Source organism: Aminobacter niigataensis, assembly GCF_014200015.1.
GTDB classification, from domain to species: domain Bacteria; phylum Pseudomonadota; class Alphaproteobacteria; order Rhizobiales; family Rhizobiaceae; genus Aminobacter; species Aminobacter niigataensis.
Genome location: NZ_JACHOT010000006.1, coordinates 133,536 through 146,365 on the forward strand (window position 1 = coordinate 133,536; position 12,830 = coordinate 146,365).

Below are 12,830 nucleotides of genomic sequence, written 5' to 3' on the forward strand. Positions count from 1 at the left end.
AGATAATTTCCGATGAAGCTGACAAGGCGTGAATTCGCCGTCGGTATGACGGCAGCTATTGCCTCGATGAGCCTGCCGCGGCTGGCCTCCGCGCAATCGTCACTGGTCGTTCCGACCTATGGCGGTCTGTGGGCCAAGTTCTGGGAAGAGAACCTCTTGCCGGGCCTCACCTCTGCCACCGGCATCCAGCCGCAGCTCGACGTCGGGCTTGGCAAGGACTTCGTTGCCAAGATCCGCGCCGGCGGCGACCGTTCGCCCTACAGCATCTTCATGGGCAACGAGAACATCGCAGCCGTGCTGCGCGCCGAGGGCTTCTTCGAGCCCTTCGACCTCGCCAAGGTGCCGAACGCGGCCAAGACCTTCCCGCAGTTCATCAACAAGGACGCCAAGGGCATCCGCGCCATCGTTTCGCCGATCGGCCTAGCCTACCGCACCGACCTGGTGAAGACCGCGCCGACCTCGTGGCACGACCTCTGGGAAAACCCGGAGTTCAAGGGCAAGACCGGCCTCTACCAGATCGGCAATACCGGCGCCGTGCTGTTCCTGCGCCTGGTCGCCGAGCTGTTTGGCAGCGGGCCCGACGACTTCGACACCGCCTTCACCAAGATCAAGGAACTGCTGCCGTTCACGCAGGCTTCGTGGAGCGGCGAGGTGGCAACGGCCCTGATCCGCGGCGACGCGATCATCGCGCCGGTCGACTGGACCGAGATCATGACGCTGCAGGACAAGGGCGCACCGGTGGCGATCGTCGCACCCAAGGAAGGCGTGCTCGCCTTCGAGCAGTCGTTCAACCTGGTCGCCACCGGCGCCGAGAAGGACGCCGCGCACGCCTACCTGAACTACATCCTCGACGCCAAGGTCCAGCAGGACATGGCCAAGGCCTTCTACACCTCGCCCAGCAACAGCGAGTCCGTCGTCGACGACGCGCTGAAGGCACGCACGCCGATCGTCGGCCCGCGCATGGCCGAGATCAAGAGCTATGACTGGGACAGCTACGTCGACAAGGCGGCGGAGATCGCCGACCGCTGGAACCGGGAGATGGCGTAAGGCCACACCGCGACCGGCAACGACGTAACCGCATGGCCGGGAGGCACCCCACCTCCCGGCCGGGAACTGCGCGAGGACACTGGATGACCGCCCTGACCATCGACCGTATCAATAAGCGGTATGGCAACCTGCACATCCTCAAGGACATTTCCATCCCGATCGGCCAGGGTGAATTCGTTTCCCTCCTCGGCCCCAGCGGCTGCGGCAAGACCACGACGCTGCGCTGCATCGCCGGTTTCGAGAGGCCGGATACCGGCCGCATTCTGTTCGGCGAGCGCGACGTGACGCGCGCCTTGCCCGAACAGCGCGACATCGGCATGGTGTTCCAGTCCTACGCCTTGTTCCCCCACATGACGGTGGCGGAAAACCTGAGCTTCGGCCTCGAAGTGCGCAAGGTCGCGCCAGCGGACCGCCAGCGGCGCATCGCCGACGTACTCGCCATGGTGCGGCTCGAAGGCTACGACAAGCGCTATCCGCGCGAACTTTCCGGCGGCCAGCAGCAGCGCGTGGCCCTGGCCCGTGCGCTGGTCATCGAGCCGTCCGTGCTGCTGCTCGACGAGCCGCTGGCCAATCTCGACGCCACCTTGCGCGACGAAATGCGCTTCTTCATCCGCGACCTGCAGCAGCGCGTCGGCATCACCAGCATCTACGTCACCCACGACCAGGCCGAAGCGATGGTCATGTCGGACAAGATCGTGGTGATGAATGCCGGTACCATCTCGCAGTTCGGCTCGCCGCGCGAGATCTACGAGCGCCCCGCCTCGCAGTCGGTCGCCGGTTTCATCGGCCGCTCCAACACCATATCAGGCAAGATCGCCGAAGCGCTCGGCCAGGACGGCTACAAGGTCGAGACGCCTTGCGGAAGCATCGGCGCGACGGGCCCGGCAGGACTTTCCAAAGGCGCCGAGGTCAAGATCATGATCCGGCCGGAGAACATCAGCACCCGCAGCCAAGCCGCGTCAGGCCACCAGCAAGGGGCAGGGGCGGAGGAGGCGGGCAGCGGCGAAAACGTGCTCGCCGGCTCGGTGGTCAATTCGGTCTACCAGGGCAGCGCCAACCAGCTAGCCGTCAAGCTCGGCAGCGGCGATCGCGTGATCGTCGACGTCAATGGCCGCAATCCGCTCGAAGTCGGCGAACAGGTCGCCTTGCGCTTCGCCGCACGCGACACCTGGCTGCTGGCGTCATGAGTGCTGTCGAAGCCGCTCCACGCGTCGAGGGCCGAAGCAATCGCGGCAGCACCACCTGGATGGTGGTGCCGGCGCTGGTGCTGCTCATCGGCTTCTTTGCGCTTCCCTACCTGACGATCATCACCATGAGCCTGCGCGAGGCCTCCACCCGCGCCGTCTACGGCGAAGGCTTCACGCTGGCGCACTACACCACCGCGCTTGGCGACTTCTACATCTGGGGCATTCTCGGCCGCACCCTGCTGATCGGCGCCACCGTCACGGTCATCTCGCTGTTGCTCGGCTATCCCGTTGCCTATCATCTCGCCAAGTCGCGGTCGCGCTGGACCAGCCTGCTCTACATCTTCGTGCTGTCGCCGCTGCTGGTCGGGCTGGTGGTGCGAACCTTTGCCTGGATGATCATCCTTTCCAACAACGGCGTCGCCAACCAGGCGCTCCAGGCCGTCGGCCTGATCGACTTCCCGCTCCAGCTGATGAACAACTCGCTCGGCGTGACCATCGCGCTGACGCACGTCTTCCTGCCCTTCGTCATCCTGCCGCTGCTCGGCAATTTGCAGGCGATCAGCCCCGACCTTGCCATGGCGTCGCGCTCGCTCGGCGCCTCGCGCATGCGCACCTTCTGGAAAGTGACGCTGCCGCTCAGCATGCCTGGCATCCAGGCCGGCACCATCCTGGTGTTCGTGCTGTCGATCAGCGCCTATGTCACGCCAGCCATGCTCGGCGGCACCGGCGGGCGCACCATGTCGGTTCTGGTGGTGCAATATCTCGTCGACAATTTCCGCTGGCCGGCTGGGGCCGCACTTGCCATCATCATGGCGGCGGTGGCTGTCATCTTCGTCGGGCTCTATCTCCGGCTTACGGCGCGCGCGATGCGGAGGCTGCCATGACAGGTGCAACGAGCGGCGTCGAAAAGACCATCTGGGACCGCCTCTTCACCGTGCTTGTTGCGGCGATCTACATCTTCCTGATGTTCCCGATCGTGCTGGTGGTGCTGCTGTCGTTCAATTCGGGCGAGTTCCTGGCATTCCCGCTCGAGGGGTTTTCGCTGCGCTGGTTCGAGGCGCTGTTTTCGAACAAGCGCTTCCTCGACGCCACGCTCTATTCGATCCAGATCGCCGCGACATCGACCATCGTCAACGCCGTGATCGGCACGCTGGCGGCGATCTACGTCGCCCGCCATGCGACGGTGGCCCGCGACTACATCCGCCTGATCATGACCGCGCCCCTGCTGGTGCCGGAAATCCTGACGGCGATCGCGCTGCTGTTTTATTTCTACGAGATCCGGATCGGCACCGACTATTCCATAGGCATCCAGATCGGCCACATCGTCGTCACCTTCCCCTATGTCTTCCTCAACGTGTCTTCGGCGCTGTTCAACTTCGACCGCTCGCAGGAAGAAGCCGCGCGCAGCCTGGGGGCCGGCGGCTGGATGACTTTCCGGCGCGTGACGCTGCCGGCGATCAAGCCCGGCATCATCACCGGCTGCCTGTTTGCCTTCGTCATCTCCTTCGACATCTTCAACATCTCGCTGCTGTTGAAGTCGCTCGGCAGCAACACGCTGCCGCTCGAACTGTTCGACTACCTGCGCTTCAATTTCGACCCGACGGCCGCTGCTATCGCCTCGCTCAGCATCTTCATGACCTTCGCCGCGATCCTGATCATCGATAGAACGGTCGGGCTCAGGTCGCTGCGGTTCTGAACAGGCTGGCAAAATGCCGCCACGCGCCGGAAAACTGCTGCTTTCCGGCGCGATTTATGTGGCCGGAAGGGCCCCCTCGCTTGACAAGAGATGAGCCGTAAAAATACATTTCAATATCAGAATAGACGGTTCTGATGTCACTGCCGACAGACAAGAAGGACGCCTCGCGGCGTTCGAGGGGAAGGCAGCGATAGGGACTGGCCGGGGCGCAAGCAACCGGCATACTACCCATCACAATGGAGAGGGCTGACATGCAACGACATCTTTCGCTTCTGCGCGGCACCGCTATCGCCGCACTGGCCGTCGCCGCAGGCGCCGGCGTTTCGGGCGCTGCCGAGCTGCCGAAATCGCCTGAGGTCAAGGACACCGGCAAGCTGATCATCGCCAACACGCTCGAATATGCGCCGTTCGAATTCATCGACGAAAACGGCAAGCAGGTCGGCATCAACATCGAACTCGCGCAAGAAACCGCAAAGCTGCTCGGCGCCGAACTCGAAGTCACCCGCATTCCCTTCCCCTCGATGGTGCCGGGCCTCGCCGCCGGCCGCTTCAAGGTCGCCTGGGAAACCTTCGCCGCCACCGACGACCGGCTGAAGCAGGTCGACTTCGTGATGTTCATCAAGTCTGGCATCGTCGCTTCGACGACCGCCGACAAGGCATCGCAGTTCCAGGGTGAGAACAACCTCTGCGGCAAGCGCGTCGGCGTCATCGGCGGCGCCGTGTCCGACTTCATCGCCGACCGGCTGAGCGGCGAGTGCAAGGAAAAGGGCCTGCCCGAGATCGCCAAGAGCATCTTCCCGGAAGGCAAGGACATCATCCAGGCAGCGCTCTCCGACCGCATCGACGCCCGTCTCGACGACGCCACCGCATCGGGCTATTTCGAAGTGACCAGCAAGGGCCAGATGGTGGTCGTGCCGGGTCTCTATGACGTCGCACCGCTCGGCATCGCCATTCCGAAGGGCGACAAGGAGACGGCCGACATGCTGGCCGCCGGCGTCAACGAACTGATCAAGAACGGCACCTACAAGACGATCATGGCCAAGTACGGCATGACCAGCGCGATGATCGAGGAAGCCTACGTCGTCGACGCCGCCGACAAGATCCGCAAGTAATAGATCCGGCCCGGCGAGAGGTTTATCCTCTCGCCGGGCCACTACCATTTTTTGAGAGGGCGCCTGAATGGACCGGGCCGAAACGCAAGCACCGCCGGAGGCGCTGACCGTCGTACCGCTGCGCCACTATGGCCTTTGGGTCGGCACGGCGATCACGCTGGTCATACTCGGGCTGATCCTGAAGGCTCTCGCCACCAACCCGGCCTTCGACTGGCCGACGGTCGGCAAGTACCTGTTCCACCCCTCGATCATTCGCGGCCTGGGCCAGACGCTGCTGCTGACGGTCACCATCATGGTGCTGGCGATCATCATCGGCACCATCGTTGCCATCATGAGGCTGTCGCCGAGCCGGATCCTCAACGCCTTCGCCAGCGCCTATATCTGGTTCTTCCGCGGCGCACCGGCGCTGATCCAGCTGATCTTCTGGTTCAACCTGTCGCTCATCGTGCGCGAATTTTCGCTGACGCTGCCATTCGTCGGCACGCTGTTCACGATCAAGACCAACGACGTCATGACGCCCTTCGTGGCGGCCGTCATTGCGCTATCGCTGCATGAAGCCGGCTACATGGCCGAGATCGTGCGCGCCGGCATCAACTCGGTGGCATCAGGCCAGACCGAGGCAGCCGGCAGCCTCGGCATGAACCACCGGCTGATCCTGCGCCGCATCACGCTGCCCCAGGCGATGCGCTTCATCGTGCCGCCGACCGGCAACGAGACGATCAACCTGCTGAAGACGACGTCCCTGGTCACCATCATCGCGGTCAACGACCTGCTATATGCCGCTCAGAGCATCTACGCCCGCACCTTCGAGACCATACCGCTGCTGATCGTGGTGGCTTTCTGGTACCTGTTCGTCGTCACCATCCTGTCGATCGGGCAGCACTATATCGAGCAATATTACGGTAGGAGCGACCAGCAGCAGGGCGCGTCGTTGGGCGAGATGCTGAAACGCGCCTTCAGGTTCGGACGGATGGCACAGCCAGCATGACATCGAAAGCAGAAAACCAGGCCCGCTTCGGCGTACCCGACAACTCCATGGTGTTTGCCCGCGGCGTGCGGAAATCCTTCGGCAATGTGGAAGTGCTGAAGGGCATCGACCTCAATGTGCCCACAGGATCGGTCGCCTGCGTCATCGGCCCTTCGGGTTCGGGCAAGAGCACCTTCCTGCGCTGCATCAATCACCTGGAGGAGGTCAGCGGCGGCGTGCTCCTGGTCGACGGCGAGTTCGTCGGCTACGACCTGCGCCACGGCAAGCTCTACGAGGTCAACAACAAGCTGCTGTGCCAGCGCCGCGCCGACATCGGCATGGTGTTCCAGTCGTTCAACCTGTTCTCGCACATGACGGCGCTCGAAAACCTAATCGAGGCGCCGATGATGGTGAAGGGCATGTCCAAGGCCGAAGCCAAGGAAAAGGCCTTTGCACTGCTCGAACGCGTCGGGCTTTCGGCAAAGGCCGACGCCTATCCGCGCCAGCTTTCCGGCGGGCAGCAACAACGCGTGGCCATCGCTCGTGCACTGGCGATGAACCCCAAGGTCCTGCTGTTCGACGAGCCGACCTCGGCGCTCGACCCCGAGCTGGTCGGCGAAGTGCTGGTGGTCATGCGCGACCTTGCCGAAAGCGGCATGACGATGGTGGTGGTGACCCACGAGATCGGCTTTGCCCGCGAGGTCGGCGACCAGTTGATCTTCATGGATCGCGGCGTCGTCGAGGAGCGGGGCGAACCCAGGGAAATGATCGCCAACCCGCAATCGCCGCGGACACGGGAGTTCCTGTCTCACGTGCTGTGAGAGGCGGCTCTTCAAGCATAAAAAGGGGCAGCGCCGAGCGCTGCCCCTTTTTTCGAACGCCGCTCAGTTGATGGCGGCGATGTTGCCGAGGCGCAGGAACAGGGTTTCGCCCGAGGAGTCGTCGACGCCATCATTGTCGGTGACGACGAAGGCTTCGCCTGATGCGTCGATGGCGAAGCCCTCGACCTTGTCGACGACGTAGCCGTTGGCCGACTTGAGATCGGGCAGCAGGTCGCGCACCAGCGCCTTTTCCACCACCGGCAGTTCGCCGCCAAGCTTGGCCGGCTTGAAGCCGTCGAGCGCCACCGCATAGATGCGCTTGTTTTTGGCTTCCGCGCCGATCAGGTTGTCGCGCTCGACGATATAGAGCTTGCCGTCATGGGCGGTGATCTCCGACAGGCCGACCCAGCCCTTTTCGGTGGCGTCGAGCGGATAGCGCACCGCCGACCACTCCTTGGCCTTGGGCTTGTAGGCAAGCAGCTTGACCTGGCCCTTCGGGTCGTTGGCCCATTCACGCTGGATCGCCATGACCAGCGTCAGGTCGTCGCCTTCGCCGACAATGGTGATGCCTTCGAGGCCGAAACGGGTCTCGCCGGCCAGAAGCTCGGCCGGGAAGGCGATCTCTTCCTTGATCTCGCCCTTGGCGTTGACGTTGTAGACAGCGTGCGGGGTCAGCTTGTCGCTGCGGCCTTCGGAAGCCAGCCAGAAGCCGCCCTTGCCGTCGGCCACGAGGCCTTCGAGATCGAGCTTCTGCGCCGGCTGGCCGTCGCGCGTGACGATGGTCTTTTCGGCGATCAGGGCCGGGGTCTTGGTGGTGTCGATGGTGAAGATCGCAGGCGCCGAACGATAGACCGAGTCCGAAACGGCATAGAGCTTGCCGGCTTCCTTGGGATCGGCAGCGAGGCCCGAGAGAGCACCCCAGCCGAGCGGGGTGCCGTCGTCCTTGAAGCTCGAGACGATCTGCGGATAGGCAGCGTCACCCTCGCCAAGTTCGTAGACCATGACATGCGAGCGGGCGAGGCCGTCCTCGACGAGGTCGGTCTCGTTGGCGGTGACCAGGAGCTTGCGTTGCGGGATGGCGACCAGGCCTTCCGGCCCGATGCCCGAAGGCAGCAGTTGGAGGAATTCGGGCTCGGCACCGGTGTCCTTGTAGACGCCGACGAGCGAGGCGCGTTCGGCTGCCACGAAGATCAGCTTCTGGTCGCCGAAGCTTGCGAATTCGAGGCCTTCGGGCTCGATGCCCTTCTTGTTGCGGGCGTCTGGATAGTGGCCGGCGGCGGCCGCCTGATATTCGAAAGCCGGACCGGATTCGTACAGCACCGCGCCAGCCCTGGAGAAGATGGTGAAGCCGCGCGCGCCGCCCTTGTAGTCGCCTTCATTGGCAACGACGAGGCGCTCATCGTCGAGCCACTTCACCGCGTCGGGTTCGCGCGGCGTATTCTCGACCTTGCCGGTGAAAGACAGCGCACCGTCCTTCCTGGTGTCGACGTTTTCGAGCGTGACCTCGCCGGCCGGGAAGTGGGAAACGACCTTGCCACTGGCGGCATCGACGATGGCGATGTGGTTGTTTTCCTGGAGCGTGACGGCGATCTCGCCCTTATCGTTGAAGGCGACGAATTCCGGCTCCGGATCTTCAGGCGAAACAGCGGCGATGCCGGTCAGGTCGACGGTCTTGATCGAGGCGCAATCGGGCGCGCCGTCGTTCATGGCGATGATCTTGAGGTTGCCAGCTGGCAACTGCGGCAGCGCACCTTCGTTGAGTTCCTCGTCGCGTTCGTTTTCAATGGCGACGGCAAGCAGCTTGCCGTCCTTGCTCAGCGCCACCGAGTCGGGCTGGCCGCCGAGGTCGCAGCTGGCGTCGATCTTCTTGGATGCCAGGTCGATCACGGTCAGGTTGCCGGATGGCTCCTGTTTGCTCTTCGACGTGTTGACGCCGGCGAGTACCTTGCCGCTGAGCACGGTGACCGAGGTCGGCTCGCCGTCGATCTTGACGATGCCGGCAGCCTTCGGCGCCTTGGGGTCGGTGAGGTCGATGAAGCCGACGGCGCCGAGCGGGCTATCGGAATAGACGAGCGTCATGCCGTCATCGGTCGCGGTGATGATTTCCGACGACGTCGGCGTGGCCGCATCTACGTCGGCCGGCAGGTTCTGCGAGACCGGGAAGGTGGCGACGCGGTTGAAGACCTCGGCTGCATGAGCGGGGAGGGCGGCCGACGCGGCAAGCGCGGTGGTCAAGAGCAGGAGCTTACGGTTGATGTTGCCTGACATGGTGAAACCTCTTTGCCTGAACGGAATTGCGGGTTCCGTTTGGGGCAGCGAGATTTCAGCACGATGACAGCTGGATGATGGTTTGGTGACAGGCGTTCCTATCGCGCCTTGTCGATGGCGGTGAGCGCCGTTTCCAGGTCGGAGATCAGGTCCGTCTCGGCCTCCAGCCCGATCGACAGCCGCAGCAGCCCGTCGCTGATGCCTGCGGCTAGCCGGGCTTCGGCGCCCATGCTCGCGTGGGTCATGGTGGCGGGGTGAGCGACCAGGCTTTCGACGCCGCCCAGCGATTCCGCCAGGGTGAACACTCTCACGGCTTCGACGAAACTGCGGACCGCATCGACGCCGCCGGCCAGTTGGAAACTCAGCATGGCGCCGAAGCCCGCCTGCTGCGCGCTGGCGATGGCATGGCCGGGATGCGACTTCAGGCCGGGATAGTGGACCGCGCTGACCTGCGGCTGTCGTTCCAGGAATTCGGCTATGGCTGCGGCATTCGCCTGCTGGTGCTCGATGCGCGGAAACAAGGTACGCAGGCCACGCAGGGTCAGATAGGAATCGAACGGCGCTCCCGTCACGCCGGTGATTTTCGCCCAGTCCGACAGCGCCTCGACGTCCGCCTTGTCGGCGGCGATGACGGCGCCGCCGACCACGTCGGAATGGCCGTTGAGATATTTCGTCGTCGAATGGATGACGAAATCGGCCCCCAGCGCGATCGGCCTCTGCAGCGCCGGCGACAGGAAGGTGTTGTCCACGGCGACCTTGGCGCCGGCGCGCCTGGCCCGGGCGGCAATCGTCCTGATGTCTACGACGCGCATCAATGGATTGCTCGGGGTCTCGATGAGCACCAGCGCCGGTTTCCTGGCCAGCGCTGCGAACAATGCAGCCTCGTCGCCCTGGTCAACGAAAAGCACGTCGAACTGTCCCTTGTCCCGTCGCAGGGACAGCAGGCGGTAGGTGCCGCCGTAGCAATCATGCGGTGCCACGACGAGATCGTCTCGCCCCATCAGTCCCAGAACCAGGTCGACCGCGGCCATGCCCGAGGCGGTCACCACCGCGCCCGCGCCGCCTTCCAGCCTGGCGAGCGTATCGGCAAGCAGGTCGCGGCTGGGATTGGCGGCACGCGTGTATTCGTAGCTGCCGGGTCTCTCGAAGCCGGGGAAGACGAAGGTGCTCGAGAGGTAGAGTGGCGGGTTGACGGCGCCGAAGCCCTGGTCGCCGGCGATGCCGTTGGCCGCAGCGACAGTCCTGGGTTCCCTTGGTTCGGCCATGCCAGTCATTCCTTCCATCCCACCCCGTTGGAAAGACGACCTAAGCACTGGGTCCGACAGCAGGCAAACGAATGATATTGCTGGTTGGCTGCAAGAAAATTGCTGCAAAGGGCACTTGAACCGCCCTGATCTCAGGTTGTGCCTACCGGACGACCTGCTTCAGCCCGTCCAGTGCCTCCTGCACGTCCGTGCGTCCCTCGCTTGCCTCGGGGTAGACGGCATAAACCGGATAGGTGAATTCGGGCGCGCCTTCGACCGTTTCGAGTTCACCCGCAGCGATCAGCGGCGCGACGACACCCTTGCGGAAATAGCCCATGCCGCCGGCACGCAGGATGTAGCTCAGGCCGAGCGGACCAAGGCCGACGAACAGCCCCGGCTCGCCGAAAGCCGTCGAAGTGGCATCGTGCTGGGCGGCGAACAGCGGCCCCCAGTCGACATAGACATAGGTGCTGGCCGCATCCCGCTTGCCGTCCTTCGCCACCGTCCTGACCAGCACGAGCTGTTCTTCCTGCAGGATCTCGACCTTGAAGCCGGGCAACAGCTTGGGCGCATAGAGAATGGCGATGTCGAGCACGCCGGTCCGCAACTGGTCGAGCAACTGGTCGGGAACGCCGACATGGGCATGGATGGCGATCTCGGGCTTGGCCTGCTTCATCCAGACAAGCCAGTCGAGCAGCAGGGGATTCCACAGGCTGAGTTCCCCACCGAGCGCGACAACGCTCGTGCGTCCCGAAGGGATGGCGAGCTGGTGCCGGGCGCGCTCCCAGATCTGTACGAACGACTGGGCGTAGCGTTCGAACTCGCGGCCGGCGGGCGTCAGCTGGGCGCCGTTGCGGTTGCGGGTGAAGAGTTGCCGCCCAAGCTCCTCCTCCAGCGTGCGGATTCGCGCGCTGACCGTCGTCTGGGTCACATGCAGCCGGTCGGCAGCCCTGAGGAAGCTGCCGCAGTGGACGATTTCAAGGAACGTACGGGCGCGATCTATGTCCATGGCATCCAGTTCAAAGCAAAATTATTGCACTCATATAGCATTTAATTCCGTTTGCGTTCTTGTTTGGCGCGGCGCAATTTTTCGCAAAGGACGACGTGGGTCGTCATCGCGGCAAAGGAAACGGTAGATGATATCCGACGAAAAGGGTGCCCCTCCCGAAACGCACGAATATGCCTCGCCGCCGTGCTTCATGCACGAGCTGTCACCGGACTATCAGGCTCAGGCGGTGTCGCGGGACAGATGGCCCGACGTCACCAGATGGCGCAAGGCCGAACGAACCCGCCTGATCGACGAGCGGCTTCTTGTCGGCGCCGAAGAGCGGACGGCGAAGTCGGAACGCATCGCCGCGGCGCTCGACGAGGCGATCGGCAAGGTGTCCGGCCGGCTGGTCAGCGTCTACTGGCCGTTCCGCGGCGAGCCGGACCTGCGCAACTGGGCGGTGCGGGTGATCATGCGCGGCGGCAGGATCGCCTTGCCCGTCGTCATCCAGAAGGCCTGGCCGCTGGAGTTCCGCGTCTGGTCGCCGGGCGACCCGCTGGAGCGCGGCGTATGGAACATCCTCGTGCCTTCGCACGGGCCGGCAGTGCAACCCGATGTCGTCATCGCGCCGGTGGTGGGCTTCGACGATGCCAACTACCGCCTCGGTTATGGCGGCGGCTTCTTCGACAGGACACTGGCGGCAATGCCTAGAAGGCCGCTGGTGATCGGGGTTGGCTACACCGGGAGCCGGATTCCGACGATCTATCCGCAACCGCATGACATTCCGATGGACGTCATCGTCACCGACGAATGAGCAGGGGATAATAAGTCGCGGGTCCGGACGGCACTTGGCGCTTGTCGCGGAGCATGCCGGTGTTACGTTTTGGCTACGCCGGGAGCGGAGCATTCCCGGTTCTTCACGCCATTGGCCGGCTTGGGGTCCAAGGCGTCATTGCGCAAGCGTACCAGACCGGAGGAGGTAGGTAATCTTGAACGAAGTTGTGCAGAAGGGGCGGTCGCTCTACCACGAACTCGGCGGCGAGGAGGCCATCCGGCGGCTGGTCGAGATTTTCTACGACATCGTCGAGCAGGATGAAGAAGCAGCGGAACTGCACCTGCTCCACCGCAGGGGCCACGGTGTCGCCCACTCTCGCGAGGAGCAGTTCAACTATCTCTGCGGTTTCTTCGGCGGCCCGAGCTACTACGTCCAGAAGCATGGACATTCACGGCTGAAGGAGATCCACGAGCATGTCGCCATCGGTCCGGAGTTGCGCGACCTCTGGCTGAAGTGCATGCGGCAGGCTGTCGACAAGGCGGAACTGCCGGAACGCCTGCAGGACCTCATCATGCGCCATTTCACCTTCGCCGCGGAGACGACGCGGAATCGTGAATAGGACCCCATTCCGGTTCGGAATGAGGCCCTATCGATGTCCTCGCGCCTGATATTTGCCAGGGCCTGGTTCCTGGTTTGCGGGAGCAGACCCTGGAGTTAGGCGAAAG

At 63.8% G+C, this 12,830-nt stretch carries 13 protein-coding genes; 9 read left to right on the forward strand and 4 right to left on the reverse strand.

Annotated elements, in window-relative coordinates:
- The first annotated feature begins 12 nt into the window (after positions 1-12).
- From GGQ99_RS19800 to GGQ99_RS19815, 4 genes are all read left to right on the forward strand, one after another.
- Positions 13-1,047, forward strand: coding sequence for an ABC transporter substrate-binding protein (locus GGQ99_RS19800; RefSeq protein ID WP_183263861.1), 1,035 nt, complete (start codon positions 13-15; stop codon positions 1,045-1,047).
- Positions 1,048-1,130: 83 nt separating this feature from the next.
- The gene (locus GGQ99_RS19805; protein WP_108610085.1) at positions 1,131-2,234 is read left to right on the forward strand and encodes an ABC transporter ATP-binding protein; all 1,104 of its coding nucleotides are present in this window, start codon (positions 1,131-1,133) and stop codon (positions 2,232-2,234) included.
- On the forward strand, positions 2,231-3,118 hold the full coding sequence (locus tag GGQ99_RS19810) for an ABC transporter permease (RefSeq protein ID WP_108610084.1): 888 nt from the start codon (positions 2,231-2,233) through the stop codon (positions 3,116-3,118). The genes GGQ99_RS19805 and GGQ99_RS19810 overlap by 4 nt, the downstream gene beginning before the upstream one ends.
- Entirely contained in the window at positions 3,115-3,930 is an 816-nt protein-coding gene (locus GGQ99_RS19815; protein WP_183263862.1) for an ABC transporter permease, read from the forward strand. Before GGQ99_RS19810 ends, GGQ99_RS19815 begins: the two co-directional genes overlap by 4 nt.
- On the opposite strand, the gene GGQ99_RS19820 is transcribed toward GGQ99_RS19815, so the two are convergent.
- Complete coding sequence (locus GGQ99_RS19820; RefSeq protein WP_183263863.1) at positions 3,911-4,183, reverse strand: hypothetical protein; 273 nt, start codon at positions 4,181-4,183, stop codon at positions 3,911-3,913. The two genes, GGQ99_RS19815 and GGQ99_RS19820, sit on opposite strands and share 20 nt — an antisense overlap.
- Here GGQ99_RS19820 and GGQ99_RS19825 point away from each other — a divergent pair.
- The 3 genes from GGQ99_RS19825 to GGQ99_RS19835 all read left to right on the forward strand — a co-directional run bounded on the left by GGQ99_RS19825 (position 4,182) and on the right by GGQ99_RS19835 (position 6,830).
- Positions 4,182-5,042: an ABC transporter substrate-binding protein gene (locus tag GGQ99_RS19825; RefSeq protein WP_183263864.1), complete on the forward strand. Its 861-nt coding sequence runs from the start codon at positions 4,182-4,184 to the stop codon at positions 5,040-5,042. The two genes, GGQ99_RS19820 and GGQ99_RS19825, sit on opposite strands and share 2 nt — an antisense overlap.
- Before the next feature lie 67 nt (positions 5,043-5,109).
- A complete protein-coding gene (locus GGQ99_RS19830; RefSeq protein WP_183263866.1) occupies positions 5,110-6,030 on the forward strand; it encodes an amino acid ABC transporter permease in 921 nt (306 codons plus the stop codon).
- The gene (locus tag GGQ99_RS19835; RefSeq protein WP_425486834.1) at positions 6,027-6,830 is read left to right on the forward strand and encodes an amino acid ABC transporter ATP-binding protein; all 804 of its coding nucleotides are present in this window, start codon (positions 6,027-6,029) and stop codon (positions 6,828-6,830) included. The genes GGQ99_RS19830 and GGQ99_RS19835 overlap by 4 nt, the downstream gene beginning before the upstream one ends.
- A 63-nt stretch (positions 6,831-6,893) precedes the next feature.
- On the opposite strand, the gene GGQ99_RS19840 is transcribed toward GGQ99_RS19835, so the two are convergent.
- The 3 genes from GGQ99_RS19840 to GGQ99_RS19850 all read right to left on the reverse strand — a co-directional run bounded on the left by GGQ99_RS19840 (position 6,894) and on the right by GGQ99_RS19850 (position 11,351).
- The gene (locus GGQ99_RS19840) at positions 6,894-9,098 is read right to left on the reverse strand and encodes an esterase-like activity of phytase family protein (protein ID WP_210307962.1); all 2,205 of its coding nucleotides are present in this window, start codon (positions 9,096-9,098) and stop codon (positions 6,894-6,896) included.
- Positions 9,099-9,196: 98 nt separating this feature from the next.
- Positions 9,197-10,363: a cystathionine gamma-synthase gene (gene metB, locus GGQ99_RS19845; RefSeq protein ID WP_183263867.1), complete on the reverse strand. Its 1,167-nt coding sequence runs from the start codon at positions 10,361-10,363 to the stop codon at positions 9,197-9,199.
- A 142-nt stretch (positions 10,364-10,505) separates the two neighbouring features.
- A complete protein-coding gene (locus GGQ99_RS19850; RefSeq protein WP_183263869.1) occupies positions 10,506-11,351 on the reverse strand; it encodes a LysR family transcriptional regulator in 846 nt (281 codons plus the stop codon).
- A 127-nt stretch (positions 11,352-11,478) separates the two neighbouring features.
- On the opposite strand from GGQ99_RS19850, the gene GGQ99_RS19855 reads away from it, so the two are divergent.
- Both GGQ99_RS19855 and GGQ99_RS19860 read left to right on the forward strand, forming a co-directional pair.
- The gene (locus tag GGQ99_RS19855) at positions 11,479-12,144 is read left to right on the forward strand and encodes a 5-formyltetrahydrofolate cyclo-ligase (protein WP_183263870.1); all 666 of its coding nucleotides are present in this window, start codon (positions 11,479-11,481) and stop codon (positions 12,142-12,144) included.
- 175 nt (positions 12,145-12,319) lie between these two features.
- A complete protein-coding gene (locus tag GGQ99_RS19860) occupies positions 12,320-12,724 on the forward strand; it encodes a group II truncated hemoglobin (protein WP_183263872.1) in 405 nt (134 codons plus the stop codon).
- Positions 12,725-12,830 lie beyond the last annotated feature (106 nt).

What these genes read in the sequence shown, in the direction of transcription:
- GGQ99_RS19800 (WP_183263861.1), top strand. Translation starts at nt 13, where the DNA reads ATGAAGCTGACAAGGCGTGAATTCGCCGTCGGTATGACGGCAGCTATT.
- GGQ99_RS19805 (WP_108610085.1), top strand. Translation starts at nt 1,131, where the DNA reads ATGACCGCCCTGACCATCGACCGTATCAATAAGCGGTATGGCAACCTG.
- GGQ99_RS19810 (WP_108610084.1), top strand. Translation starts at nt 2,231, where the DNA reads ATGAGTGCTGTCGAAGCCGCTCCACGCGTCGAGGGCCGAAGCAATCGC.
- GGQ99_RS19815 (WP_183263862.1), top strand. Translation starts at nt 3,115, where the DNA reads ATGACAGGTGCAACGAGCGGCGTCGAAAAGACCATCTGGGACCGCCTC.
- GGQ99_RS19825 (WP_183263864.1), top strand. Translation starts at nt 4,182, where the DNA reads ATGCAACGACATCTTTCGCTTCTGCGCGGCACCGCTATCGCCGCACTG.
- GGQ99_RS19820 (WP_183263863.1), bottom strand. Translation starts at nt 4,183, where the DNA reads ATGTCAGCCCTCTCCATTGTGATGGGTAGTATGCCGGTTGCTTGCGCC.
- GGQ99_RS19830 (WP_183263866.1), top strand. Translation starts at nt 5,110, where the DNA reads ATGGACCGGGCCGAAACGCAAGCACCGCCGGAGGCGCTGACCGTCGTA.
- GGQ99_RS19835 (WP_425486834.1), top strand. Translation starts at nt 6,027, where the DNA reads ATGACATCGAAAGCAGAAAACCAGGCCCGCTTCGGCGTACCCGACAAC.
- GGQ99_RS19840 (WP_210307962.1), bottom strand. Translation starts at nt 9,098, where the DNA reads ATGTCAGGCAACATCAACCGTAAGCTCCTGCTCTTGACCACCGCGCTT.
- metB (WP_183263867.1), bottom strand. Translation starts at nt 10,363, where the DNA reads ATGGCCGAACCAAGGGAACCCAGGACTGTCGCTGCGGCCAACGGCATC.
- GGQ99_RS19850 (WP_183263869.1), bottom strand. Translation starts at nt 11,351, where the DNA reads ATGGACATAGATCGCGCCCGTACGTTCCTTGAAATCGTCCACTGCGGC.
- GGQ99_RS19855 (WP_183263870.1), top strand. Translation starts at nt 11,479, where the DNA reads ATGATATCCGACGAAAAGGGTGCCCCTCCCGAAACGCACGAATATGCC.